The following is a 23,707-nucleotide window of genomic DNA, read 5'->3' as shown; positions in this document are numbered from 1 at the left end:
CTTGATCAACACGGCTGGCCGAGGGGTGGTCGGTAGGGTCGGGGGGTGGAAGCGTTCGGGGTTCTGGCGGAGCGGGTCGTCGAGGCGTTGTTGGAGACGCGGCCGGGGGTGGCGACCGCGGCGGGGGATCACCGGTACGACGACCGGCTGCCGGATCTGTCCCCCGGGGCGCTGGCCACCGACCGGGCGATGCTCTCCGACGCGGCGAACGCACTGTCCGAACTGGACCCCGACTCGCTGGACGTCGAGGAGCAGGTCGACCATGCGCTGCTCACCTCGTTCGTCGACCGGGAGCTGTTCGAGCTGACCGAGATCCGGTCGCACGAGTGGGACCCTCTGCGTCACAACCCCGGGCCGCTGCTGCACCCGTTGCTGGCCCGCCCGTACGCCCCGGCCGAGGTGCGGCTGACCCACCTCGCCGGCCGGCTCGCCGCCGTACCGGACGCCCTCGCCACCGCCCGCGCGACGCTGCGGGACATGCCGCGGATCCACGCCGAGACGGCGGTCGGGCAGTTCACCGGCACGGCCGCGTTGATCCGCGACGAGCTGCCGCCGCTGCTCGCCCAGGCGCCCGGCAGCCTCGACCGGGTGGAGCCGGCGGCGACCGCGGCGATCGCCGCGCTGGAGGAGTTCGTCGCCTGGCTGCGCACCGGCCTGGCCGCCGACAGCGGCCCCGGTCGTGACCCCCGCCTGGGCCGCCGCCGCTGGGAGGCCCGGCTCTGGCACACCCTCGACACCGAGCTGGGCGCCGCCGAGATCCAGCGCCGCGCCTGGGCCAACCTGGACCGGGTCACCGCGGAGATCCGCGAGGCGTCCGTCGAGCTGGTCGGCGGCGGGGCGGACGACGCGACGGTACGCCGGGCGCTGGACGTGCTCGCCGCCGAGCACCCGGACGACCGGACCATCGTCGAGCTGGCCGGCGTGACCCTGGACGAGGCGACCGACTTCGTCCGCGCGCACGACCTGGTCACCCTGGTCGACGACCGGTGCGTGATCCAGGAGATGCCGGAGTTCGCCCGGGGCGTCGCGGTGGCGTACTGCGACTCGCCCGGCCCGCTGGAGACCGCGGCCCTGCCGACGTTCTACTGCATCGCGCCCACCCCCACCGACTGGCCGGCGCACCGCGTCGAGTCGTTCTACCGCGAGTACAACGACCACATGATCCGCAACCTGACCGTGCACGAGGCGATGCCCGGGCACTTCCTCCAGCTCGCCCACGCCCGCCGCTACGTCGGTGGCACCCGGGTCCGGGCGCTGGCCGAGTCGGGCCCGTTCATCGAGGGCTGGGCCGTGTACGCCGAGGAGCTGATGGCCGGGCTCGGCTTCGGTGGCCTGCCGGTGCGGTTGCAGCAGCTCAAGATGCAGCTGCGGATGACCATCAACGCGCTGCTCGACCAGTTGGTGCACGCCGAGGACCTGCCCGAGGCCGAGGCGATGGCCCTGATGACCGGGCGCGGCTTCCAGGAGGAGGGCGAGGCTGCCGGCAAGTGGCGCCGGTCGCTGCTCACGTCCACGCAGCTCTCCACCTACTTCGTCGGGTACAGCGAGGTGGCCGAGATCGCCGCCGCCCGCCCGCACGGGGTGTCGGTGCGTGACTGGCACGACGCGATGCTCGCCCACGACTGCCCGCCCCCGCGCCACCTGCGCACCCTGCTCGGCGTCTGACCCACCCCGGTCGAGGCCCGCCGACCGGTCGCGGTCACGGCGGTCACCGCCGTCCGGCGGTCACCGTCGCGTCGATCAGCCAGCGCGAGATGGAGTACGCGGGCGGCAGTTCCGCCGGCAGCGCGTCCAGGCCGAACCAGTGGGCCCGGGTCAGCTCCCGGCCGTCGACCACCGGCTCGGCCCGCGGGTCGGCGGCGCGGGCGGTGAAGCCGGCGAGCAGCACCCCGGGGCCGGAGATCGCCCACGGCTGGCTGCCGAAGTAGGCCAGCTGGTCGACGCTGAGCCCGACCTCCTCGCCGACCTCGCGGTGCACCGCCGACTCCAGCGTCTCGCCGGCCTCGACGAAGCCGGCCACCAGTGCCCAGAGCCCGGTCGGCCCGGTGGCGTGCCGGACCAGCAGCAGCTCGTCGGCGCGGCCGGCGGGACCGGGCCGGGTGATCGCGACCAGCACCGCCGTGGAGAGCTGCATGGGGACGTACAGGCCGCAGTCGGGGCAGCGCCGGGCGGTCTCGCCGGGCTGGTCGGTCAGCTCGGCACGGCACGCGCCGCACCACCGGTGGGTACGTCGCCAGGTGACCACGGCCAACGCCCGGCCGGCCAGCGTGGCGAGCGGCTCGGGCACCTCGGCGGCGAGCGACGCCCAACCGCGAGCCCGGCCGGGGATCCCGTCGGCGGTGGCCAGGTCGGTCGCCCATGCGGGCACCCCGTCGACGGTGCCCAGCGGCACCCAGGGGGTGTCGGCGGGCAGGTCGGCGACCCGGCCCACCGTCCCGTCGGCGGTGAGCAGCAGCTTCGCGCCGACCACCGGCAGGGCCAGGTCGGTGGGCGCGGGCGGGCGACCGAGGTCGGCCCCCGGCTGGAACCCGGCTCGCGGCGCGGTGTTCGCGGACCCGACGGCCGGGCCGGTCACGAGCCGCCCGGCCGGCGGTCCACCACGGTGGCGCCGGCGGGCGGGTCGAACGCGTCCTTCGGCACCGTCTCGGAGTAGCTGCTCAGTGCCAGCTCCATCGGCTTGCCGTCGACCGACCCCGTGAAGCTGCCGAGCACGCCGTCGGTGGTCACGCAGGCCGTGAGGTCGCCGTCCGACCGCTGCACCTCCACGCAGGTGGCGTGGTGCCCGGCGACGGTGGTGTCGCTCTGCCTGATGACCGCCTGCGGGTCGAGCGCGGCGGCGGTCAGCAGCCCCACCACCACCGGTGGGGTGACGAGGCCCTGCTCGTTCGCCTCGGCGAAGAGCGCCACGGTGGGCTTGCTGCCGGGGGTGGGCGGCGTGACCAGCGTGCACGCTGTGCGGCCGCCGGCCGCCGTGCACCGTGTGATCCCGTCCGGGGTGACGGTGAGTCGCCCACCCGGGTAGCTGTACGTGGAGCGGGCCGGATCCTGGGCCTGCACGATCGCGGCGGTCTCGCCGCCGGGGAGCTGGTATTCGGCCGAGTAGGTCAGTTCCAGCGCCCGATCGAGCCGGGCGGCGAGGTCGTTGACCAGATCGGAGCGGCCCATGGCGCGTCCGGCGTCCTCGAATGTCTGACAGCCGGTGACCGTGAGCGACGCGATGACCGACACGGCGAGCATGCGGAGGGTGGTCGAGGCGGCGGGCATGGCGACCAGCCTGGTGGATCGGGTCGGCGCAGCGCAAACCCGTTGCCGGTTGACGCCCGGAAATCCGGGAATGTCCGTCACCGTGGGCGACCCGGGTGCGCGGGCGACGCCGTGCCCGATCCCGTGGCCCGATACGCTGCGTTCAACACCTGCCTCAGCCGCACCGTCGCGGCCCACCCACGGACCGGATCACAACAACGAGGAGCGACTCAGTGGCAACCATCGAGGGAATCGTCGCCCGGGAGATTCTCGACTCGCGGGGCAACCCGACGGTCGAGGTCGAGGTCGGCCTGGACGACGGCACGGTGGCCCGCGCCGCCGTGCCCTCCGGCGCCTCCACCGGCGCCTTCGAGGCGATCGAGCTGCGCGACGGTGACGCCGACCGCTACCAGGGCAAGGGCGTGGAGAAGGCGGTCTCCAACGTCGAAGACAAGATCGTCGACCAGATCATCGGGTACGAGGCCAGCGAGCAGCGCCTGATCGACCAGAAGATGCTCGACATCGACGGCACCGACAGCAAGTCGGAGCTGGGCGCGAACGCCATCCTCGGCGTCTCCCTCGCGATCGCGAAGGCCGCCGCCGGCAGCGCCGAGCTGAGCCTCTTCCGCTACCTGGGCGGCCCGAACGCGCACCTCCTGCCGGTGCCGATGATGAACATCCTCAACGGTGGCGCGCACGCCGACTCCAACGTCGACATCCAGGAATTCATGATCGCGCCGATCGGCGCGCCCACCTTCCGTGAGGCGCTGCGCTCCGGCGCGGAGGTCTACCACGCGCTCAAGTCGGTGCTGAAGAAGAAGGGCCTGTCGACCGGGCTCGGCGACGAGGGCGGCTTCGCGCCGAACCTGCCGACCAACGCCGCGGCGCTGGACCTGATCGCCGAGGCGGTCGAGAAGGCCGGGTACCGGCTGGGCAGCGACATCGTGTTCGCGCTCGACGTGGCGGCGACGGAGTTCTTCGACAACGGCACCTACACCTTCGAGGGCAGCCCGAAGTCCGCCGAGGACATGAGCACCTACTACACCAAGCTGGCCGACGAGTACCCGATCGTGTCGATCGAGGACCCGCTGGCGGAGGACGACTGGACCGGCTGGCAGACGCTGACCGCCTCGATCGGCGACCGGGTGCAGATCGTCGGTGACGACCTGTTCGTGACCAACCCGCAGCGCATCGCCCGCGGCATCGCGGAGAAGGCGGCGAACGCGGTCCTGGTCAAGGTCAACCAGATCGGTTCGCTGACCGAGACCCTGGACGCGGTGGACCTGGCCCACCGGGCCGGCTTCAAGTGCATGATGAGCCACCGCTCCGGCGAGACCGAGGACACGACCATCGCCGACCTGGCGGTCGCCACCGGCTGCGGTCAGATCAAGACCGGCGCGCCGGCCCGCTCGGACCGGGTCGCCAAGTACAACCAGCTGCTCCGGATCGAGGAGGAGCTGGCCGACGCGGCGCGCTACGCCGGCGCTGGGGCGTTCCCGCGCTACCGTTCGGCCTAAAAGGTTGTCGGGAAGCCTCGGGGGAGGGGTGTGACGATGCAGCAGCGCCGCACACCGGGTGGTCAGCGTCCCGCCCGCCGACCGGGTCAGTCCGGTCGGCCGGGTGGTGGCCGCGCCACTCGGGGATCGGTCCGGGAGACCGGCGTACGCGCCGAGCCGCGCGGCGCCGCTGGTCGGGCGCCGGGCGCGGCCCGGGGCGCTGAGGCGGTCCGCTCCGCGAACCGTCCGGCCGCCGCTCGACGCACCGCCACCGGTGGTGCCGTCAAACGGCTCGCCGCACCCCACCCCCGTCGCTTCACCGGCCGGGCCACCGTGTTGTTCGCGGTCCTGATCGCACTCGCGCTGGCCTACACCTACCCGGTTCGGGTCTACCTGGACCAGCAGGCCGACATCGAGCGGATGGAGGCCGCCCAGGTGGCGCAGGAAGAAGAGATCGGCAAGCTCGCCGCCGAGGCCGCCAAATGGAAGGACAAGGCGTACATCGAGACCAAAGCCCGGGAGCGGTTCTTCATGGGCCGGCCGGGCGAGAAGATGATGGTGGTGCTGCACGACCCGGAGGGCGCCGCCCGGGACGCCGGAAAGCCGGACGGGCCGGCCGCCCCGACCGGTCCGGTGACCTGGTACGACACGCTCTGGTCGAGCGTTCAGGCGGCGGACAGCCAGCAACCCGGCAAGTGAGCCACCGACCAGCGCACCAGGAGAGATGGGCACCGTGACTGTCGCACCACCGCCGGAGTCGGCGGCGGATTCCGTACCCCTGCCGCACCGCGAGCCGGCCACCGAGGCCGACCTGGCCGCGGTGGCCGCGCAGCTCGGCCGCCCGCCCCGTGGGACCCGGGCGGTGGCGCACCGCTGCCCGTGTGGCCTGCCGGACGTGGTGGAGACGACGCCCCGCCTCGCCGACGGCACCCCGTTCCCGACGCTGTACTACCTGACCTGCCCCCGGGCCACGGCGGCGTGCAGCCGGCTGGAGTCGGCCGGGCTGATGAAGGAGATGGCCGACCGGCTGACGACGGATCCCGAGCTGGCCGCCCACTACCGGGCGGCGCACGAGGACTACCTCACCCGCCGGGAGGCGATCGGCGAGGTGCCCGAGATCGCCGGCATCTCGGCCGGCGGGATGCCCGGCCGGGTGAAGTGCCTGCACGTGCACCTGGGGCACGCGCTGGGTGCCGGCCCCGGGGTGAACCCGTTCGGCGACGAGACGCTGGCGCTGGTCGAACCCTGGTGGACGGCCGGCCCGTGCGTGGACGTGCCGGCGGGCGAATGAGCGGGCAGGCCGGGGCCTCGGCACCCGAGAGTCAGATCCTGGTGCGGCGGGCCCGCACCGGGGATGTGCGGGGCATTCGGCGGCTGGTCGACACGTACACCGACGACCGGCGGCTGCTGAGCAAGGCCACCGTCACCCTCTACGAGGACGTGCAGGAGTTCCGGGTGGCGGTCCGCGCCGGGGACGACGCCGTGGTGGGCTGCGGGGCGCTGCACGTGATGTGGGAGGACCTGGCCGAGATCCGCACCGTCGCGGTGGATCCGTCCTGCCGGGGCCAACGGATCGGGCACCGGCTGGTGGGTGAGCTGATCGACGCGGCCCGGGAGCTGGGCGTCGCCCGGATCTTCGTGCTCACGTTCGAGACCCGGTTCTTCGCCTCGTTCGGGTTCCAGGCGATCGACGGCGCGCCGGTGCCGCAGCCGGTCTACGAGCAGTTGCTGCGCTCGTACGACGAGGGTGTCGCGGAGTTCCTGGACCTGGAGCGGGTCAAGCCGAACACGCTGGGCAACACCCGGATGCTGCTGCGGCTCTAGGTGGTGGCCTTGCGGGGGTGCGCGGCGAAGAACTCCCACATCAGGTCGCTGGCGGACAGACCCGCGGTGGGTGCGGCGAGCTGACCGGTTGTCGCACCCGGCCAGCTGTGGCCCATGCTGGCGATCGTGTAGATGCTGACGTCGCTGCCGTCCGCGCAGCGGGCCATGGTCCGGGTGACTCCCGGCACTCCGGACGCCTTGGGGCTGGGCTTGCACCGGAGTCGCTGCTGCCAGGTCCGCATGCCCGCCTCGAAGACCGAGTCGTTCCGGTCCTGGGACCCGATGAAGGTGATCACCGAAACGGGGCTCTTCGGTACGTAGTTCTCGGGCGTGGTCAGGGGACCGCTGTAGCCGCCGCTGACCACTCCGATCGCGGCGAAACGGCCCGTACTCTCCACCGCCGCCCGAAAACTCATGTCGGCGCCGTTCGAGATGCCGGTGAGGAAGACCCGGGTCGGGTCCACCCGCCAGGTCTGCACCAGGTGGTCGGTGAGGGCGTTGAGGAAGCCGACGTCGTCCGCCTTGCCGCAGCAGATCAGCGCGTTGAAGCCGCCGGCGTTCCCGTCGGGGTAGGCGACCAGGACGTTGTCCTTGTCGGCCTTGGCGTCCAGACCGGTCAGCTCCCGCATCGCGGAGCCGGTTCCGGGATAGAAGTGCATCGCGATGACCAGCGCGGGCGACCGGCTGGGGTCGTACCCGGGTGGTGCGTGCAGCAGGTAGGTGCGGTCCAGCCCGTTGTGCTTCAGGGTGAGCCGGTGGTCGCCCGGCGCCGGGCGTTCGACCGACGGGGACGGTGCGGCCGGCGGGGCCGACGACGGCTCCCCCCGCTCGCAGGCCGCGACGGCCACGATGAGACAGAGCCCCGTCAACACTGCCATCGTCCGACGCACGCCGGCCACCCCCCGTCGATCCCGGCGTCCACACTGGAGGCGGCCGGCCTGCGGATCAACCCTTTCGGTCCTGGCCGAAGGCAGGCAGGCTGTCTCCATGCTTCGCCTCGAGCTCGGTCCGGCGGACCTGTGCCGGGTGCGGTTCGCCGACCGGCTGCACCCGGTCGGGACCGCGCTGCTGGCCAGTCAGTGGCTGCGTGATCCCACGGTCGCGGTGATGGCGCCGTCCCTGGCCGAGCACGCGATGGCTGTCGAGGCCGCCGGCGTCGCCCAGGCCGCCACCGCGATCCTGCGGCACCTTCTGCCCGGTCGGGGGAGCCTGCCGGATTTCGTCACCCCCTTCGACGGCGCGGAGTCGGTGGCGGCCGGGCTGGAGGCGATGCGGGCCACCCCGGCGCGGCGGGTCCGAGCCGAGGTAACCGCGACGTACGCCGACGTGACCGCCAGCCCGCTGCGGCGGCGGTTCGCGGCGGCCGACCCGGAGCTGCTGGACCTGTTCGGCGGGGCGGTGCACACCTGGTTCGAGGCCGTCCTGGCGCCGCACTGGCCCGACCTGGTGGCGGGGCACCGCCAGCAGGTGGCCTGCGCCAGCCAGCGGTTGGTGCGGCACGGCCTGGCCAGCCTCTTCGACGGACTGCACCCGGCGATCCGCTGGCGGGAGCCCGTGCTGGAGGTGCGGACCTGGTGGCACGAGGAGCTGACCGGCGCCGGGCACGGGCTCGTCCTGGTGCCCTCTCCGCTGGCTGGTCCCCGCCCTCGGGTGCTGGTCGAGCCGGGGCGGCCGATCCTGCTCGTCTACCCGGTGCCGATGCCTCGCCGGGCCGCCTCTGCGGCGGTCGACCGACTCGGGCGGCTGCTCGGCACCACCCGGGCGCTGGTGCTCCGTCGGCTCGCGGAGGACGGCGGGCTGACCACGACGGTGCTGGCCCGGGCCGTCGGGATCAGTCTCTCTTCGACGTCGGAGCACGCCACCGCGCTGCGGGCGGCCGGGCTGATCGCCAGCGAACGGGACGGCGGAGCCGTCCGGCACCACCTGACACCGCTCGGCACCCACCTGTTGGGTGCGGGTTCGGAGATGCCGGCGCCGGACCTTTCCGCGGAGTGCCCCACCGCCGGACAAGCCGCCGGACAAGCCGCCGGACAAGCCGCCGGGCGACCGCCTGGCCTGCCGTAAGGTTGCTGCCGTGACGACGCGTGTGGCGGCCATCGACTGCGGGACCAACTCGATCCGACTGCTGGTCGCCGACCTGCCCGAGCCGTCGGCCGGCTCGCAGGCGCCGCTGACCGACCTGACCCGACGGATGGAGATTGTCCGGCTGGGGCAGGGCGTGGACCGGACCGGCCGGTTGGCGCCGGAGGCGATCGAGCGGACCAGGGTGGCGCTGGCGTCGTACGCCGCCGACATCGAGAAGCTGGGTGCGGAGCGGGTGCGGATGTGCGCCACCTCGGCCTCCCGGGACGCGGCGAACGCCGCTGACTTCACCGAGATGGTGCAGCGCACCCTCGGGGTCGCGCCGGAGGTGGTCAGCGGTGACGAGGAGGCGCGGCTCTCCTTCACCGGTGCGGTGCGTGGGCTGCCCGCCGACGCCAAGGAGCCGTTCCTGGTCGTGGACATCGGCGGCGGCTCCACCGAGTTCGTGGTCGGTGACCGGGTCGGCGGGGTGCGGGCGGCGATCTCGGTGGACATCGGCTGCGTCCGGATGACCGAGCGGCACCTGCCCGGCGATCCGCCGACGCCGGAGCAGGTCGCGGCCGCGCAGGCCGACATCGCGGCGGTGGTGGACCGGGCGCTCGCGGTGGTGCCCGGCCGGGAGGCGGCAACGCTGATCGGTCTCGCCGGGTCGGTCACGACCGTGGTCGCCATCGCCCAGGGCCTGCGGGAGTACGACCCCGAGCGCATCCACCACGCCCGGGTGTCGTACGACGCGGTGGCCGAGGTGACGGCCGACCTGCTGGGCCGGACGCGTGAACAGCGGTTGGCGATCCCGGTGATGCATCCGGGCCGGGCCGACGTGATCGGCGCGGGTGCGCTGGTGCTCCGGGTGATCATGGAGCGGGCCGGCATGCCGTCGGTGGTCGCCTCCGAGCACGACATCCTCGACGGCATCGCCTGGAGTCTCCACTAGACAGCTCAGCGGCGCGGCGAGTCCCCCTCCGCCTCTCCAGACCGCCTCTCCAGATCGCCGATATCGCGGTGTCCACGTCCTCGGGAAACCCCGATATCGCCGATCTGGAGTCGATCACCGCCCAGCGCCCGGTCTGACCCCCCGGACCCGCCAGCCCCGCTACGGCGTGTCGGGGCGAAACCGTTGACGCTACTTCGCATTGCACACTAGTGTGCAATGCGTGGACACCACACAGTTGCTGAAGGGCGTGCTCGACCTCGCCGTCCTGGCCGTGCTCCGGGAGGAGGACGGCTACGGCTACGACATCCTGCGCCGGCTCCGGGAGGCCGGGTTGGAGGAGGTCGGCGACGCCTCGGTCTACGGCACGCTGCGCCGCCTCTTCGCCGCCGGCCTGCTCACCACCTACGTCGTGCCGAGCGAATCCGGGCCGCACCGCAAGTACTACTCGCTCAACGCCGCGGGGCGCGACCAGTTGGCCCGCTCCGGCAAGCTCTGGCGCTCGTTCGCCACCACCATGGACAGTCTGCTCGACGATCGGGGGCTGGCGGCATGACCGTCACGGAGCAGGAGATCACCGACTACGTGGCGCGGGTCCGGGCCGCCCTGGCCGACCTGCCGACCACGCAACGCGACGAGCTGACCGAGGATCTCGCCGACCACCTCACCGAGGTCGCCGCCGAGGCCGAGGGCACCCTCGTCGAGCGGCTGGGCGAGCCCGAGACGTACGCCGCCGAGCTGCGCTCCGCAGCGGGCGCCGAGCCGGGCGGTGGCCGCAATCTCGACCAGCGGGTCGCGACCGCGGTGGTCCGGGTCCGCGGCCGGCTGCGCGCCCTGGACACCCGGCTCGGCCCACCCCTGGGGTACGCGACGGCAAGCGACTTCCTCCGGCTGCTGCGCCCCGGTTGGTGGGTGCTCCGCGGCTACCTGGCGGCGATGCTGGTCACCGTGATCAGCACCGGCGGCAGCTTCGGCCTGCTGCCCCGGTTCGGCGGAGAACTGCTCGCCGGATTCATCATGCTGCTCGGCTTCGTGCTCGCCTCCATCTGGATCGGCCGTCGTTCGGCCCAGCTGACCCGGTGGCCGCGCTCGGCGGTGCAGGTCGGCAGTGCGGTGTTGGTGGTCTTCGCGCTCTCCTCCCTGATCCAGGCGGAGGACCGGATGCGCTACGGCGACTACGGCATCGACCCTGCGTCGATCAACGGCCCGTACGACCGGGTCCGGGACGTCTTCGTCTACGACAGCGAGGGCCGGCTGGTGGAGAACGCCCGGCTCTTCGACCAGAACGGAGACCCGATCCGGCTTGGCTACCCGGACTGCACGGACCTCGCCGACGAGTACGGCAAGCCGCTGCTGCGGGCGTACCCGTACTGCCCGAACCAGGCGCCCTTCGGGCCCCGCGCCCCCGGCGCTGTGGTTCCGTCCGCGACGCCCGAGTCGACCAGCACGCCGGGGTCGACCACCACGCCGGACCCGTCCGGGACGTCCACCGGACAACCCACGGTGAGCCCGACCGTGACGCCCAGTCCCACACCGAGCGGCGCGCCGACCCCGACCGCGACGGGCTGAACGGCGATGTGAATTGGATCATGCACACGAAGCTGGGAAATGGCTGAACGGACGAGGCGAGCGGGACGACGCCGGAAATCAATGATCGTTACGGTGTCGTCTGCTCATCAACCCCTCGGAAGGAACCCCCGTGTCAGAGCAGGTCGCACCGCCCCCCGCGTCCGACGTCGCGCCGCCCCAGCCGGCCGTCGAGACGCCGTCGCCGGTCGAGCCGGAGGCGAAGAAGCCCGGTGCAAAGAAGGCCCTCGGCATCATCGGCGCGATCGTCGTGTTCGTCGTCATCGCCGGCCTGAAGTTCGGCCTCGCCACCACGATCGGCAACTTCCTGAACAAGGACGAGACCGCCGACGCCAAGGCCGGCGACTGCATTGCCGAGCTGCCCGAGGTCACCGGCACCGAGGAGGAGGAGGTCGACGGCGCCAAGGTCGTCGAGTGCACCTCCACCGACGCGGCGTACAACGTGGTCGGTCGGGTCGACGGGCAGACCGAGGCGCAGGCCAAGGCCGGCACCGCGTGCGACGGCTACCTCAAGGAGGGCGAGGAGGGCTACGTCTTCTACAGCATCGAGCCGGGCAAGACGGGCTACCTGCTCTGCCTGACCAAGAAGGCCTGACCGGAGCGTCACCAGACCGGGCAGCGGCGCCGACGGCGGCGGGGAACCTTCCCCGCCGCCGTCGGCGTACGCGCAGTCACCACCCGGCAAACGGGAGGTGAATGCCACTGTTCCCGCGTCTTCCCGGCGGCGTCGTGGCATGGCAGGCTACCGGCACGTAGGACCACTGGGCGACCAGCCAACGATGACTGACCGCTAGGAGGACGGCCGATGGGCGAGATGGTGAGCTACCGCAGCAACGGGGGCACGAGCGAGGGGTATCTCGCGATACCCGCCAGCGGCGTCGCCAGCCCTGCCGTCATCGTCATCCAGGAGTGGTGGGGCCTGGTCCCGCACATCCGGTCGGTGGCGGACCGGTTCGCCGAGGCCGGCTTCGTCGCCCTCGCTCCGGACTTCTACCACGGTGAGACCACCAGCGAACCGGACGAGGCACAGCGGCTGCTGATGGCGATGCGAATGGACGAGGCGGCGAAGGACATCGCCGGCGCCGCCGACTACCTCGCCGGCCGGCCGGAGGTCACCGGCAAGGTGGGCGCGGTGGGCTTCTGCGCCGGCGGCAGCCTGGCTCTCTGGTCGGCGACGATCTCCGAGCGCATCGTCGCCAGCGTGGGCTTCTACCCCGTACTGCCCTGGGAGTCGATGCGCCCCGACTGGGCCGACTACGCCGGCAAGGCCGCCGTCATCCACTGCTCCGAAGAGGACGGCACGTCGGCCGCCGAGGGTGTGCAGACCGCCCGCCGGGCCATTGAGGAGGCCGGCGGGACCTGCCACCTCTACGACTACCCCGGCACCTCGCACGCCTTCTTCAACGACGACCGGCCGGAGGCGTTCGACCAGCGGGCCGCCGCCAGCGCCTTCGCCCGCACCCTGGAACTCTTCCGGGCCAAGCTTGGCTGAGTCGCGTACCCCCGATCAGGTGGTCGCCCGCGCCGCGCGGGCGACCGATCTGGCCGACCTGGACGCGGCGGTGAGCGACTGTTTCGCCTGCCCACGGCTGGTCCGGTGGAGGGAGGACGTGGCCCGCACCCGCCGGGCCGCGTTCCGCGACCAGGAGTACTGGGGCCGGCCGGTCCCGGGCTTCGGCGCCGCCGACGCGCGGATCGCGATCCTCGGCCTGGCGCCCGCCGCGCACGGTGGCAACCGCACCGGCCGGATCTTCACCGGCGACCGGTCGGGTGACGTGCTCTTCGCCGCCCTGCACCGCGCCGGGCTCGCCAACCAGCCGACCAGTGTCGCCGCCGACGACGGGCTGACACTGCGGGACACCCGCATCTTCTCGGCCGTCCGGTGCGCGCCGCCGGACAACAAGCCCACCCCGGACGAGCGGGACACCTGCGCGCCCTGGCTGCACCGGGAGGTCGCCCTCATCCGGCCCACCCTGCGCGTCGTGGTCGCGCTGGGCGCGTTCGCCTGGGCAGCGTGGTGGCCGGTGCTGCACCAGGTGTACGGGCAGCGCCCGCCCAGCCCGCGACCGAGGTTCGGCCATGGGGCACACTGGTCCGGCACGGCCGCACCGGAACTGCTCGGCTGCTACCACGTCAGCCAGCAGAACACCTTCACCGGGCGGCTGACGCCAGAAATGCTGGACGATGTCTTCGGCCGGGCCAAGCAGCTGGCCGGAGTGGACTGAGAGCGCGTGGGGCGGTGGCCATGACGGACGGAACGCGCCCGCCCACGCCGTACCCCGCCGAAGAGCCCGGGGTGCTGCGCCAGGTGCTCGGCCTGCTCCGCCGATGGTGGCCGGTGGGTGCGGTCGCCGTCCTGCTCGCCGGGGCCGCGTTGGCCTCGGCGCACTCGTCGATCGGGGCCAGCCGGATCCCGCCGGCAGCGGAGAACGTCCCCTGGGTCCCCGAGTACCCGACGGCGGAGCCATCGCCGTCGATCCCGGTGGAGCCGCGCGAGGCCGGCGAGGCCACCCAGGCGCACATCCCGCAGTGGATCGCCACGGTGGCGATGGTGCTGCTCGGGCTGGCCATCGTCGCCGTGTTCGGTTACCTCACCTGGATCCTCATCCGCGGTGCGGTGCGCCGCACCACCCGGGCACTGCCGGCGCAGAAGGCCCGGCGTACGGCCGAGGGCACCGCCCGCGAGGTGGTCGCCGCCCTCGACGCCGGCCTGGTGGAGCTGGACGACCGGGACACCGATCCCCGGGTGGCGGTGATCGCCTGCTGGGTACGCCTGGAGGAGGCCGCCGCCACGGCCGGTGTTCCCCGGCGGCTCGGCGACACCCCCACCGACCTGGTCACCCGGCTGCTGCGCGGCGACCCGTCGGCCGGGGTGCCGGCGATCGTCAGCGCCGACGTGCTGGCCGAGTTCGCGCACGTCTACCGGGAGGCCCGGTACGCGACCCGCCCGGTCGACGGACGCACCCGCGACCAGGCCCGGGCCGCCCTGCGCCGGCTGCGCCACGAACTGGCCACGGTGGCCCCCGCGCCGGAGGTCGCACCGTGAGCAGCACCAGCATCGACGACCTGCTCGCCTTCGAGGAGGAACCGGCGCGGGCCGACCCGCAGTCGCGTGGCGGTCGGGCGCGCCTCGTGCTGCGCTCGCTCGCGATCGCGGCGGCGCTGGTCGCGGTGCTGGTCGCCGGGCTGCGGGCGGTCGGCCTCCAGGTCTCCCTGCCCGTGCTGATCGCCGGGGTGCTCGCGGTGCTGGCGGTCCGCCGGGTCACCGGCCTGCTCGCGCCGCCACCCCCGCCGCCGCCGGGCGGGCGGATGGCGAGGGGCGAGGAGGACGGCAGCTACAACTGGGGCGCCCGGGACGCGCTGCGCACCGCCGTCAACCGCTGGGAATGGCCGCTCGACTGGTCCACGACGCGACCCGAACGCTTCACCGGCGTGGTCCTGCCCCGAATCGCTGAACTGGCCGACGAACGGATGCGCCTGAAGCACGGCGTCACCCGCGAGTCGGACCCGGCCCGCGCCCGTGTCCTGCTGGGCGAGCGGCTGTGGACGTTTCTGGAGAGCCCGCCTCGCCGCCCCCCGTCGCCGCGCGACATCGCGGTGATCGTCGCCGAACTGGAGAAGATCTGATGAACGACGTGGACCCGAGCATGCCCGCCGCCGAGGTCGGCCGTCTGGCCCGGGCGGTGCTGGACGCGGTCGGCACGGTCGTGGTCGGCAAGCGGGACGCGTTGGAGCTGGTCCTCGCCGGCATCCTGGCCGGTGGGCACGTCCTGCTGGAGGACCTGCCGGGTCTGGGCAAGACGCTCACCGCCCGCTCCTTCGCCCAGGCACTCGGGTTGGATTTCCGCCGGCTCCAGTTCACCCCGGACCTGCTCCCCGCCGACGTCACCGGCTCGTTCCTCTACGACCAGCGCAACGGCGACTTCACCTTCCGGGCCGGCCCGGTCTTCACGAACCTGCTCCTCGCCGACGAGATCAACCGGACGCCCCCGAAGACCCAGTCCGCGCTGCTGGAGGCCATGCAGGAGAAGCAGGTCTCGGTGGAGGGGGTGACCTACAAGCTGGACGAGCCGTTCCACGTGCTGGCCACCGCCAACCCGATCGAGTACGAGGGCACCTATCCACTGCCGGAGGCGCAGCTGGACCGGTTCCTGCTCCGGGTCTCCTTCGGCTACCCGGAGCACGACGAGGAGTGGGAGGTGCTGCGCCGCCGGATGGGTCGCCGCCGCGAGGAGGCGGAGATCAAGCCGGTGGTCGACGCGGCCACCCTGCGGGCGATGCAGGCCGCCCTGGAGGACGTGGTGGTGGAGGACTCCATCGGCCGCTACATCGTGGCGCTCACCGCCGCCACCCGGGAGCACCCGTCGGTGCTGGTCGGGGCGTCGCCGCGGGGCTCGCTGGCGCTGTTGCTGCTGGCCCGCGTCCGTGCGGTGTTCGGCGGCCGGGACTACGTGGTGCCGGAGGACGTCAAGGAGGTGGCGGCGCCCGCGCTGGCCCACCGGATCACCCTGCGCCCGGAGATGTGGCTGCGCCGGGTCGACCCGGCGTTCGTGGTCGGCGAGGTGCTGGAGGGCACTCCGGCGCCGGCGAGCGGCGCGCTGCCCAGCTACGCCTCCGGCGGGCCCCGACACTGATGACGGGACCGACCGTGCCCGCGCCGCGATCCGCCGAGCCGGAGCCGGCCACCGGCTGGGCGCCCACCTGGGCACTCGGCCGGGCGGTGCTGCTCGCCGGCCTGTTCCTGGTGGTGGGGGTGCTGCTGGGGCGGGTCGACCTGATCGTGCTGGCCGTACCGTTCGCGCTCGGCACCGCGTACGCGCTGCGCCGCCGGCCCTCCACGCTGCCGCAGGTGTGGATCGTCCCCGGTGAGGACGGGCCGTTGGTCGAGGGCGGCGCGGTGACGGCGGCGGTGAGCGTCGGCAACCCGGACACGGTCGACTACGACCTGGTGGTGGTGCGGTCCCGGGTCTCTCCGTGGCTGCGGATCGAGCGGGCCGGCTTCGGCCTCGACGGGTCGCCGGACGAGGCGACGCCGAGCGATGGCGCGGCACCGGCCGGTGGCAGGCGGCGCTCCGTCGCCGACCGGCCGTTCGTGACGTCGGTGCCCAGGGCGACGGCGGTGGACCTCGAACTGGCCGGCAGGGCCCTGCGCTGGGGTCGGCACCCGGTTGGTCCGGCCGGCGCGCGGGTCGCCACGGCCGGTGGTTTGCTGGTCTCCCGGGCGGTGATCACCGAGCCGGTCCGGGTCCGGGTCTATCCGCGAACCGAACCGTTCGAGGCGGTGGAGGCGATGCCGCGAGCCGCCGGCCTGGTCGGAGCGCACCACTCGCGGCGGCCCGGGGAGGGCGGCGAGCTGGCCGGCGTGCGGATCTTCGGGCCCGGTGACCGCTTGCGCCGCATCGACTGGCGGGTGTCGTTGCGCGCCCGGCAACTGCACGTGGCGGCCACCCTCTCCGACCGGGACGCCGAGGTGGTGGTGCTGCTCGACGTGCTCGCCGAGGCCGGTCGCTCCGGCGGGGTGGGCGGCGCGGCGTCGGTCCTGGACACCACGGTGCGGGCCACCGCCGCGATCGCCGAGCACTATCTGCACCGGGGCGACCGGGTCTCGCTGCTGGAGTACGGTCCGGCGGCGCGCCGCCTGCGTCCGGCCGCCGGCCGTCGGCAGTACCTGACGGTGCTGGAGTGGCTGCTCGACGTGCGTGCCGAGTCCTCCCCGCACGAGCCGTACGACCAGGTGTTCGGCCCGCAACTGCTCTCCTCGGACGCGCTGGTGGTGGTGCTGACCCCGCTGCTGGACGAGCGGTCGGCGCAGATGCTGGCCCGGCTGGCCCGCGCCGGGCGGTTCGTGGTGGCGGTGGACACGCTGCCGACCGACCTGACGCCGCCGAAGGACGGGGGTTGGGCCGAGGTCGCGTACCGGTTGTGGCGGCTGGACCGGGAAATCATGATCGGGCAGCTCCGGGAGCACGGCGTTCCGGTGGTCCGGTGGGCCGGCGCCGGCAGCCTGGACCAGGTGCTGCGGGACGTGGCGCGGCTGGCGATGGCCCCGAGGGTGGGAGCCCGATGAGGGGGCGCAGATGATGGACGCCGTCACCGGGCGGGTCCGGGCGGCCCAGGACGCCTTCGCCCGGATCAGCCTCGCCCCGCTCATGGTTCGGGTCGGGATCTTCGTCACCGTGCTGGCCGGGTTCGCGGTGGCGTTCCCCGCCGAGGTGCTGTCCGGCCGGCCGCTCGGCTTGCTCGCGGGGGCCGCGCTGCTGCCCGCGGTGGGTCCGCGCCGGGTCTGGCCGACCTTCGCGGCGCTGGTCATGGTCGGCGGCTGGCTGCTCGCCACCGACGGTTACGGCCGCCCGGTGGCGCTCTGGCGGCTGCTCGCCGTCGCCGCGCTGCTCTACCTGGGGCACACTCTCTGCGCGCTGGCCGCGCTGCTGCCCTACGACGGGGTGGTGGACCCGGAGCTGATCACGCGTTGGCTGCTGCGGGCGGCCGCGGTGCTGCTGGGTACCGCCGTGCTGGGGGTGCTGCTGTTGCAGGTCGCGGGCATCGACGGGCAGAGCGGGCACCAGTGGGTCACCGTGCTCGGGTTGCTCGTGGCGGTGGGGATAGCCGCGTTGCTGGGTTGGCTCCTGCGACGCAGGTAATGGGTGATGCAGCAGGGTTATCCAGGTCACAGGGGTTGTGCTCCGTCACAGATGGGGGCCGCGAGCGGGATTACCTGAGTCGGTCGGGGAAAGATAGATGACGTGAATCCGAAGCGGATCCTTGTGGTGGGTGCCGGGCACGTCGGTCTCTATGCCGCCCTGCGCCTGTCGAAGAAGCTCAGCTCCCGTGAGGCTGAGGTCATCGTGGTTGACCCCCAGCCGCACATGACCTACCAGCCGTTCCTGCCCGAGGCCGCAGCGGGCAACATCTCTCCCCGGCACTCCGTGGTGCCGCTGCGGCGTGAGTTGCGGCGGTGCACGGTGGTGGCGGGCACGGTCACCCGTGTCGAGCACGACCGCAAGGTGGCCACCGTGCAGCCGATCGTCGGCCCGGCCCGGGAGATCGCGTACGACCACGTGATCGTGGCCCCGGGCTCGGTGTCCCGGACGCTGCCGATCCCCGGCCTGCACGAGCAGGGCATCGGGTTCAAGACCATCGGCGAGGCGATCTACCTCCGCAACCACGTGCTGGACCGGCTGGACGTGGCCGCCGTTACCCCCGATCCGGACGTCCGCCGATCGGCGCTGACCTTCACCTTCGTCGGTGGTGGCTACGCCGGCATCGAGGCGCTCGCCGAGATGGAGGACATGGCCCGAGACGCCATGCGCTACTACCCGGAGCTGGAGCCCGAGGAGATGCGCTGGGTGCTCGTCGAGGCCACCCAGCGGGTGCTGCCCGAGGTGGACCGGGACATGGGCGCCTACACGGTGCAGCAGCTGCTCAAGCGGAACATGGACATCCGACTGGACACCCGGCTGGAGTCCTGCGTCGACGGGGTGGTCAAGCTCTCCGACGGGGACAGCTTCCGCTCCGACACCATCGTCTGGACGGCCGGCGTGAAGCCGTCGCCGATGCTGGACGCCACCGATCTCCCGCGCGACGACCGCCGGCGGGTCACCTGCCTGCCCACTCTCCAGGTGGTCGACGGTGACCGGGTGGTCGAGGGCGCCTGGAGCGCCGGGGACTGTTCGGCGGTGCCCGACCTGACCAAGGAGCCGGGCAACTTCTGCTCGCCGAGCGCCCAGCACGCGGTGCGGCAGGCCGCCCTGATGGCCGACAACATCGCGGCGGTCATCCGGGGCCGCGAGCCGGTCAACTACAAGCACAAGCACGTCGGCAGCGTGGCCAGCCTCGGCCTGCACAAGGGCGTCGCCCAGGTGTACGGCATCAAGATGACCGGCTGGCCGGCCTGGTTCATGCACCGGACGTACCACATGAGCCGGATCCCGTCGTTCAACCGCAAGGTGCGGGTGGTGGTGGACTGGTCGCTGGCGTTCTTCCTCAAGCGCGAGGTGGTCGCCCTGGGCCAGCTGCACGACCCGCGCGAGGAGTTCGTCGAGGCGTCCCAGCCGGTCGGCGCTCCCCGGGTCTGACCCAGTCGTACGAGAAGGGCCCCTCCGCTACCGTCTTCGGTGCGGGAGGGGCCCTTTTCCGACACCGCGTCGGAGCCGGTCAGACCCGCCAGATCCAGGCGTCGGCGATCCGGGTGGCCGGGCCGTAGAGCTGCTCCAGGGTCGCGCGCAGACTCTCCACGTGTGGGGCGTCGTCCGCCAGGGCCACGCACGAGGCGCCCCAGAAGTCCGCGTCCCGGGCGGCCTGCCGGCGCTGCTCGTCACCGATGGCCGGCTGGTCGCCGCGTCGCGCGACGTCGGCGAGCAGGGCGGACGTGGGCTGCTTGAAGGTGCCCATCGCCGCGGTGCCGCCCCGCCCGTACGGGCCGATGAAGAAGCCCTCGGGCAGACCGAAGCCGGCGTCGGCGGCCGCGGCCCAGCGCATCGGCCACGGTTCCTTGGGCGTGGGCAGCGGCACCGGGACCAGCACCCCGCCGGGACGGACGCACTGCCGCCAGTGCCCGCCGGTGATGAACTCCGGCACGGCGGGCCGCTCTGCCGTCGGCAGCGGGGTCGGGAAGATCGGCAGCAGGGCCGCGACGACGGCCAGCGGCACCAGCCGCCGCGCCCGACCGGTGCTCCGCAGGGCCTTGTCGAGCGCCAGCACCAGCAGCGTCGCGATGATCGGGAGCAGCGCCAGGCCGAACCGCATCGGCAGCGCGCCGTCCACCACCGGCAGCCCGGCCAGCAGGGCGTACGGGCCGGGCAGCGCCGTCCTGGTGCCGCCGAGCACCACCTCCGGGCCGAGCGAGAGCGCGCCCATCACCAGTGCCGCGACCACGCAGGCGAGCACCAGCCGGCGGCGCCCCACCCAGATCCAGACCGCGCAGGCCGCGGTGACCAGCAGCAGCGGCCAGCCGAGGAACGTGTTGTACTCGGCCGGGCCGGTGGTCAGCCGGGCGGACTCGGCGCTGCCGGCCACCGACAGCGGGGAGACGGTCCACCAGCTGCTCAGGTCGGCGGAGAAGTAGGCCGGGCTGAACATCCCGTCGGCGACCCCCTGCGGCCCGGCGAACTGGAACCACAGCGGATATCCGAGCACCAGCAGGGCCAGCCCGGCGGCGACCGCCAGCCCGCCGGCGAAGGTCGGCAGCGCCCGGCGGGCCAGGTCCCGGTCCGCCACGGCGTAGCTGACCGCCATCACCAGCATCGTGACGGCGGCGAGGAAGAGCACCTCCTCGCCGATGAAGACCTGTGCGGTGACCGCCGTGGCGAGCCCGGCCGCGGAGCTGAACACGCGCCGCCGGTCCGGTCCGGCGGGCAGTGACCGGCCGGGCCCGGCGGGGGTGCCGGGCGGCGTCGGTCCCGGGTCGGACGCCCGCAACAGCCGGACCACCAGCCAGACGATCACCGGCACCAGCCACTGGGCGGTCATGTGCAGATGACTGTTGGTCTGCGAGATCATGCCGGGGCCGAACCCGCACAGTCCTCCGCCGAGGGCGGCGGCGAGCCGTCGGGCGCGCAACGCCCGGTGGAACAGCAGGTACCAGGCGACGGCGGTGCCGGCCAGGTTGGCGGCGGCGAGTAGCGCGAAGGTGACCGGGGCGCCGAGCAGCAGCGTGATCGGCGCGCAGACGATGCCGAGCGCGATGACCGTGGTGTTGGTCATCAGGTTGACCCCGTCGGGGGCGTTGAGCCGGTCGGTGAGCAGGCTGAAGTCACCGAGCAACGCTCGCGCGTCGACCGCGAGGAACCACTCGTAGAGGGTCTGGTCCTCCGGGTTCAGCGCCAGCGTCCGTCCGGACGGGTCGGGCCACAGCCCGTGGGTGAGCCAGCCGGCCACCACCGTGCAGATCAGCGCGACGAGCAGGTCCGCCCGGTGCCGGCGGGCGGCGGCCAGCAGCCGGACGGCCCAGGGTTGGCGGTTGATCTGATCGGCGAGGCGGAAGGCCTGCTCAGGGGCGGCGTCGGAGGCCGTGGGGGCTGCGCTGCTCACGGCATCGACCCTAATGCGGCCAGCCTGGCGGGGTACGCCGGGTCGCCGCGAACCGGCTACGGTGACACTGCACCGTGCGTGTCGGCGCGCCGGTGCCACCCGCCCGGGTGGTGGAACGGCAGACACGGCCGCCTTAAAAGCGGCTGCCGCAAGGCGTGCGGGTTCGACCCCCGCCCCGGGCACCAGCGGGGCCAGGACGCATTCTCATTCGTGATCACCAGGAGTTGGTCCGGCCGTTTACTCTTGGAGGGCACGTTCACGTGCAAACGACCCCCTGAGGGAGGCCAGACAGTGAAGACCTCGAACCCGGTGCTCGCCCGGCTCGGCCAGGCGGCCGAGCGGGAGCGTTCCGCCGGGTACGCCCCGACCGGGCCGTACGGACAGCCCGGCATTCCCCAGCAGTACCCGTCCCAGGCCGGTTACCCGGCAGCGCCCCCCACCGTGGCGCCCATGACCGTCGACGACGTGGTGGTCAAGACCGTCGCCCTGCTCGGCATCCTCGGCATCTCCGCCGCGGCCGCCTGGGTGCTCGTGCCCGACGCGCTGGTCGGTGCCGCCTGGATCGGCGCGGCGGTCGTCGGCCTGGTGCTCGGCCTGATCATCTCGTTCTCCCGGATGGCCAACCCGGCGCTGGTCATCACGTACGCGGTCGTCGAGGGTGTCTTCGTCGGCATGGTCAGCAAGGCGTTCGAGACGGCGTACGACGGCATCGTGCTCCAGGCCGCCGCGGCCAGCTTCGGCATCTTCTTCCTGATGGCGATGCTCTACCGGGCGAAGGTCATCCGGGCAACCCCGGCCTTCGTCAAGGGCATGATCGCGGTGATGGTCGGCCTCTTCGCGGTCATGCTGATCAACCTGGTGCTGGCCCTGTTCGGCGTCAACACCGGTCTGCGCGACGGTAGCCCGTTGGCGATCGGCTTCAGCCTGGTGTGCATCGTGGTCGCCTCGCTGAGCTTCGTGCTCAGCTTCAAGGAGATCGAGGACGGCGTCCGGATGGGCCTGCCGCAGCGCTACTCCTGGACGGCCGCCTTCGGCATCCTGGTCAGCCTGGTCTGGCTCTACATCGAGATCCTGCGACTGCTGAGCTACTTCCAGGGCGACGACTGACCTCGTCCGCGCTGCTGACCGGCGCCCGCCTCCGCTTCCGCGGGGGCGGGCGCCGTCGTCTGCGCCGGCCGTGCCGTTTACCCGCCGCCGCCGGTCCGCCCGGGGCAGAGTGACTGCGAGGGCGTGTGTCAAAGCCTCCGTCGCAGGCCGGCCAGGGACTTTGACACACGCCCTGGGGGTACGCGGGCGAAGGAGGCGGCGGTGCGCAGCAACAATCCGGTGCTCAACCGGCTGGACGAGACCGGCCGGTTGGAGGCCCGGGTCCTCGGTGCCCGCGACGTCGAGGCGATGACCGTCGACGACGTGGTGGTCCGTACCGTCGGGTTGTTGCTGCTGACCGGCGCGGCCGCGGCGGTCTCCTGGGCGGTGATCCCCGACGCCGTGTGGCTGGGCGCCGCGCTTGCCGGCAGCGCTCTCGCCTCGATCGCACTGGTCCTGGTCATCTCGCTGCGGGGGATCACCAACCCGGTGCCGATCGTCGGCTACGCCCTTCTCCAGGGCCTGCTGCTGGGGGTCGCGAGCCGTACCTTCGAACAGGTCTATCCGGGCATCGTGGTGCAGGCGGTGGCCGGCACCTTCGGCGTCTTTCTCGGCATGGCGGCGCTCTACCGGGCCCGGATCATCCGGGCGTCGCCCCGGTTGGCCCGCCTGGTGATCGGCACGCTGCTCGGTATCGCCGTGCTCAGCGTGGTCAACCTGGTGTCGTACCTGATTTCGGGGCGGCCGGGGCTGGCGGTCTACAGCGTCAGTGGGGAGGTCGGCTGGCTGCCGTACGCCTTCTCGGTCGTGGCCATCATCGCCGGCGCGTTCAGCTTCATCCTGGACTTCGATCTCGTCGAGCGCTCGGTGCGCGACGGTCGACCCCGGCGGTACGCGTGGCTGAGCGCGTTCGGCCTGCTCACCGGGTTGGTCTTCCTCTACTGGCAGTTGTTGCGGCTGCTCAGTTACCTGCGCCGCTGACCCGGCCGTGCATGATCGACTCGGTTTTCCTGATGTCGGGGTCTCCCGGTCGCGGTGATACGCCGATGTCCGGGGAAATCGAGTCGATCTCGGGCTCCGCGCCGTCCGGCCGTAGACTCGGCGGCGATGAGCGCAGCGGAGTTGGACCAGGCGGTGCAGTTGCTGGTCCGTCAGGTCGGGCACTGGGAGCAGCCGCGCTGGGCGGCGGTGGCGACCACCGGCAACGTGCCCCGCGCCGACCTGATGCACCGGCTGGTGCAGGAGATCGCCAACCTGGCCGCCGACGCCGAGGGCGCACCCCGCCGGGAGGTGCCGCGGCTGGACAACGACCTGGCCCTGCCCGACCAGCTACGGGTGGTCGCGGCGGACCTCGTTGCCGCCGGCCCGGGTGCCGAGGTGCTGGCGCGGGCCGCCGCCGAGGTGACGGCGACCCGCAGCGCGCTCTGAG

The 23,707-nt window shown here is 73.0% G+C and carries 25 protein-coding genes and 1 tRNA gene; 22 read left to right on the top strand and 4 right to left on the bottom strand.

The window, feature by feature from the left end:
- Positions 1-45: 45 nt before the first annotated feature.
- Positions 46-1,665: a DUF885 domain-containing protein gene (locus tag EAD98_RS14390; protein ID WP_121654552.1), complete on the top strand. Its 1,620-nt coding sequence runs from the start codon at positions 46-48 to the stop codon at positions 1,663-1,665.
- Between the two features lie 43 nt (positions 1,666-1,708).
- On the opposite strand, the gene nudC is transcribed toward EAD98_RS14390, so the two are convergent.
- Positions 1,709-2,575 carry an NAD(+) diphosphatase gene (gene nudC / locus EAD98_RS14385; protein ID WP_121654551.1) on the bottom strand — a complete coding sequence of 289 codons (867 nt, stop codon included), beginning with the start codon at positions 2,573-2,575 and terminating at the stop codon, positions 1,709-1,711.
- On the bottom strand, positions 2,572-3,264 hold the full coding sequence (locus EAD98_RS14380; protein ID WP_121654550.1) for a hypothetical protein: 693 nt from the start codon (positions 3,262-3,264) through the stop codon (positions 2,572-2,574). The genes nudC and EAD98_RS14380 overlap by 4 nt, the downstream gene beginning before the upstream one ends.
- Before the next feature lie 212 nt (positions 3,265-3,476).
- Between EAD98_RS14380 and eno the strand changes: the two genes are divergently transcribed.
- From eno to EAD98_RS14360, 4 genes are read left to right on the top strand one after another with little or no spacing between them, the layout of a single operon-like run.
- Positions 3,477-4,760, top strand: coding sequence for a phosphopyruvate hydratase (eno, locus tag EAD98_RS14375; RefSeq protein ID WP_121654549.1), 1,284 nt, complete (start codon positions 3,477-3,479; stop codon positions 4,758-4,760).
- Between the two features lie 36 nt (positions 4,761-4,796).
- A complete protein-coding gene (locus EAD98_RS14370; protein ID WP_121654563.1) occupies positions 4,797-5,438 on the top strand; it encodes a septum formation initiator family protein in 642 nt (213 codons plus the stop codon).
- Between the two features lie 34 nt (positions 5,439-5,472).
- Positions 5,473-6,030, top strand: coding sequence for a DUF501 domain-containing protein (locus EAD98_RS14365; RefSeq protein ID WP_121654562.1), 558 nt, complete (start codon positions 5,473-5,475; stop codon positions 6,028-6,030).
- Positions 6,027-6,563, top strand: a complete 537-nt coding sequence (locus EAD98_RS14360) for an amino-acid N-acetyltransferase (RefSeq protein ID WP_121654548.1) — start codon at positions 6,027-6,029, stop codon at positions 6,561-6,563. Before EAD98_RS14365 ends, EAD98_RS14360 begins: the two co-directional genes overlap by 4 nt.
- On the opposite strand, the gene EAD98_RS14355 is transcribed toward EAD98_RS14360, so the two are convergent.
- Positions 6,560-7,441: a PHB depolymerase family esterase gene (locus EAD98_RS14355; RefSeq protein ID WP_121654561.1), complete on the bottom strand. Its 882-nt coding sequence runs from the start codon at positions 7,439-7,441 to the stop codon at positions 6,560-6,562. The genes EAD98_RS14360 and EAD98_RS14355 overlap by 4 nt on opposite strands.
- A 109-nt stretch (positions 7,442-7,550) precedes the next feature.
- On the opposite strand from EAD98_RS14355, the gene EAD98_RS14350 reads away from it, so the two are divergent.
- From EAD98_RS14350 to EAD98_RS14290, 13 genes are all read left to right on the top strand, one after another.
- Positions 7,551-8,627: a helix-turn-helix transcriptional regulator gene (locus EAD98_RS14350; protein ID WP_158609796.1), complete on the top strand. Its 1,077-nt coding sequence runs from the start codon at positions 7,551-7,553 to the stop codon at positions 8,625-8,627.
- 22 nt (positions 8,628-8,649) lie between these two features.
- The gene (locus tag EAD98_RS14345) at positions 8,650-9,579 is read left to right on the top strand and encodes a Ppx/GppA phosphatase family protein (protein ID WP_121654546.1); all 930 of its coding nucleotides are present in this window, start codon (positions 8,650-8,652) and stop codon (positions 9,577-9,579) included.
- A gap of 220 nt (positions 9,580-9,799) precedes the next feature.
- Entirely contained in the window at positions 9,800-10,132 is a 333-nt protein-coding gene (locus EAD98_RS14340; RefSeq protein WP_121654545.1) for a PadR family transcriptional regulator, read from the top strand.
- Positions 10,129-11,145: a hypothetical protein gene (locus EAD98_RS14335; RefSeq protein WP_121654544.1), complete on the top strand. Its 1,017-nt coding sequence runs from the start codon at positions 10,129-10,131 to the stop codon at positions 11,143-11,145. The genes EAD98_RS14340 and EAD98_RS14335 overlap by 4 nt, the downstream gene beginning before the upstream one ends.
- 130 nt (positions 11,146-11,275) lie before the next feature.
- On the top strand, positions 11,276-11,758 hold the full coding sequence (locus tag EAD98_RS14330) for a hypothetical protein (protein ID WP_233583821.1): 483 nt from the start codon (positions 11,276-11,278) through the stop codon (positions 11,756-11,758).
- 210 nt (positions 11,759-11,968) lie between these two features.
- Entirely contained in the window at positions 11,969-12,655 is a 687-nt protein-coding gene (locus EAD98_RS14325) for a dienelactone hydrolase family protein (protein WP_121654543.1), read from the top strand.
- Positions 12,656-12,674: 19 nt separating this feature from the next.
- Complete coding sequence (locus tag EAD98_RS14320) at positions 12,675-13,388, top strand: uracil-DNA glycosylase (protein ID WP_121654542.1); 714 nt, start codon at positions 12,675-12,677, stop codon at positions 13,386-13,388.
- Positions 13,389-13,408: 20 nt separating this feature from the next.
- Positions 13,409-14,209: a DUF4129 domain-containing protein gene (locus EAD98_RS14315; RefSeq protein WP_121654541.1), complete on the top strand. Its 801-nt coding sequence runs from the start codon at positions 13,409-13,411 to the stop codon at positions 14,207-14,209.
- Positions 14,206-14,790, top strand: a complete 585-nt coding sequence (locus tag EAD98_RS14310; RefSeq protein ID WP_121654540.1) for a hypothetical protein — start codon at positions 14,206-14,208, stop codon at positions 14,788-14,790. The genes EAD98_RS14315 and EAD98_RS14310 overlap by 4 nt, the downstream gene beginning before the upstream one ends.
- Complete coding sequence (locus EAD98_RS14305; RefSeq protein WP_121654539.1) at positions 14,790-15,797, top strand: MoxR family ATPase; 1,008 nt, start codon at positions 14,790-14,792, stop codon at positions 15,795-15,797. Before EAD98_RS14310 ends, EAD98_RS14305 begins: the two co-directional genes overlap by 1 nt.
- Positions 15,797-17,230 (top strand): DUF58 domain-containing protein, encoded by a 1,434-nt coding sequence (locus EAD98_RS14300; RefSeq protein WP_121654538.1) that lies wholly within the window; start codon positions 15,797-15,799, stop codon positions 17,228-17,230. Before EAD98_RS14305 ends, EAD98_RS14300 begins: the two co-directional genes overlap by 1 nt.
- 13 nt (positions 17,231-17,243) lie before the next feature.
- Positions 17,244-17,804: a hypothetical protein gene (locus tag EAD98_RS14295; protein ID WP_121654559.1), complete on the top strand. Its 561-nt coding sequence runs from the start codon at positions 17,244-17,246 to the stop codon at positions 17,802-17,804.
- A 102-nt stretch (positions 17,805-17,906) separates the two neighbouring features.
- Complete coding sequence (locus EAD98_RS14290) at positions 17,907-19,238, top strand: NAD(P)/FAD-dependent oxidoreductase (RefSeq protein ID WP_121654537.1); 1,332 nt, start codon at positions 17,907-17,909, stop codon at positions 19,236-19,238.
- A 79-nt stretch (positions 19,239-19,317) separates the two neighbouring features.
- Here EAD98_RS14290 and EAD98_RS14285 read toward each other — a convergent pair whose 3' ends face one another.
- The gene (locus tag EAD98_RS14285) at positions 19,318-21,192 is read right to left on the bottom strand and encodes a hypothetical protein (RefSeq protein WP_199723401.1); all 1,875 of its coding nucleotides are present in this window, start codon (positions 21,190-21,192) and stop codon (positions 19,318-19,320) included.
- Positions 21,193-21,293: 101 nt separating this feature from the next.
- Between EAD98_RS14285 and EAD98_RS14280 the strand changes: the two genes are divergently transcribed.
- The 4 genes from EAD98_RS14280 to EAD98_RS14265 all read left to right on the top strand — a co-directional run bounded on the left by EAD98_RS14280 (position 21,294) and on the right by EAD98_RS14265 (position 23,706).
- Positions 21,294-21,377: transfer RNA gene (locus EAD98_RS14280), tRNA-Leu, on the top strand.
- A gap of 106 nt (positions 21,378-21,483) precedes the next feature.
- Positions 21,484-22,299 (top strand): Bax inhibitor-1/YccA family protein, encoded by an 816-nt coding sequence (locus EAD98_RS14275; protein WP_121654536.1) that lies wholly within the window; start codon positions 21,484-21,486, stop codon positions 22,297-22,299.
- A gap of 201 nt (positions 22,300-22,500) precedes the next feature.
- Positions 22,501-23,259, top strand: a complete 759-nt coding sequence (locus EAD98_RS14270) for a Bax inhibitor-1/YccA family protein (protein ID WP_121654535.1) — start codon at positions 22,501-22,503, stop codon at positions 23,257-23,259.
- Positions 23,260-23,385: 126 nt separating this feature from the next.
- Positions 23,386-23,706 carry a hypothetical protein gene (locus EAD98_RS14265; RefSeq protein WP_121654534.1) on the top strand — a complete coding sequence of 107 codons (321 nt, stop codon included), beginning with the start codon at positions 23,386-23,388 and terminating at the stop codon, positions 23,704-23,706.
- Position 23,707 lies beyond the last annotated feature (1 nt).

Origin of the sequence: Micromonospora sp. CV4 (assembly GCF_003667455.1) — a bacterium.
In the GTDB taxonomy this organism is placed as follows: domain Bacteria; phylum Actinomycetota; class Actinomycetes; order Mycobacteriales; family Micromonosporaceae; genus Micromonospora.
The sequence above is the reverse complement of the archived record's forward strand: the minus strand, read 5'-3'. Positions and strand labels throughout refer to the sequence as shown.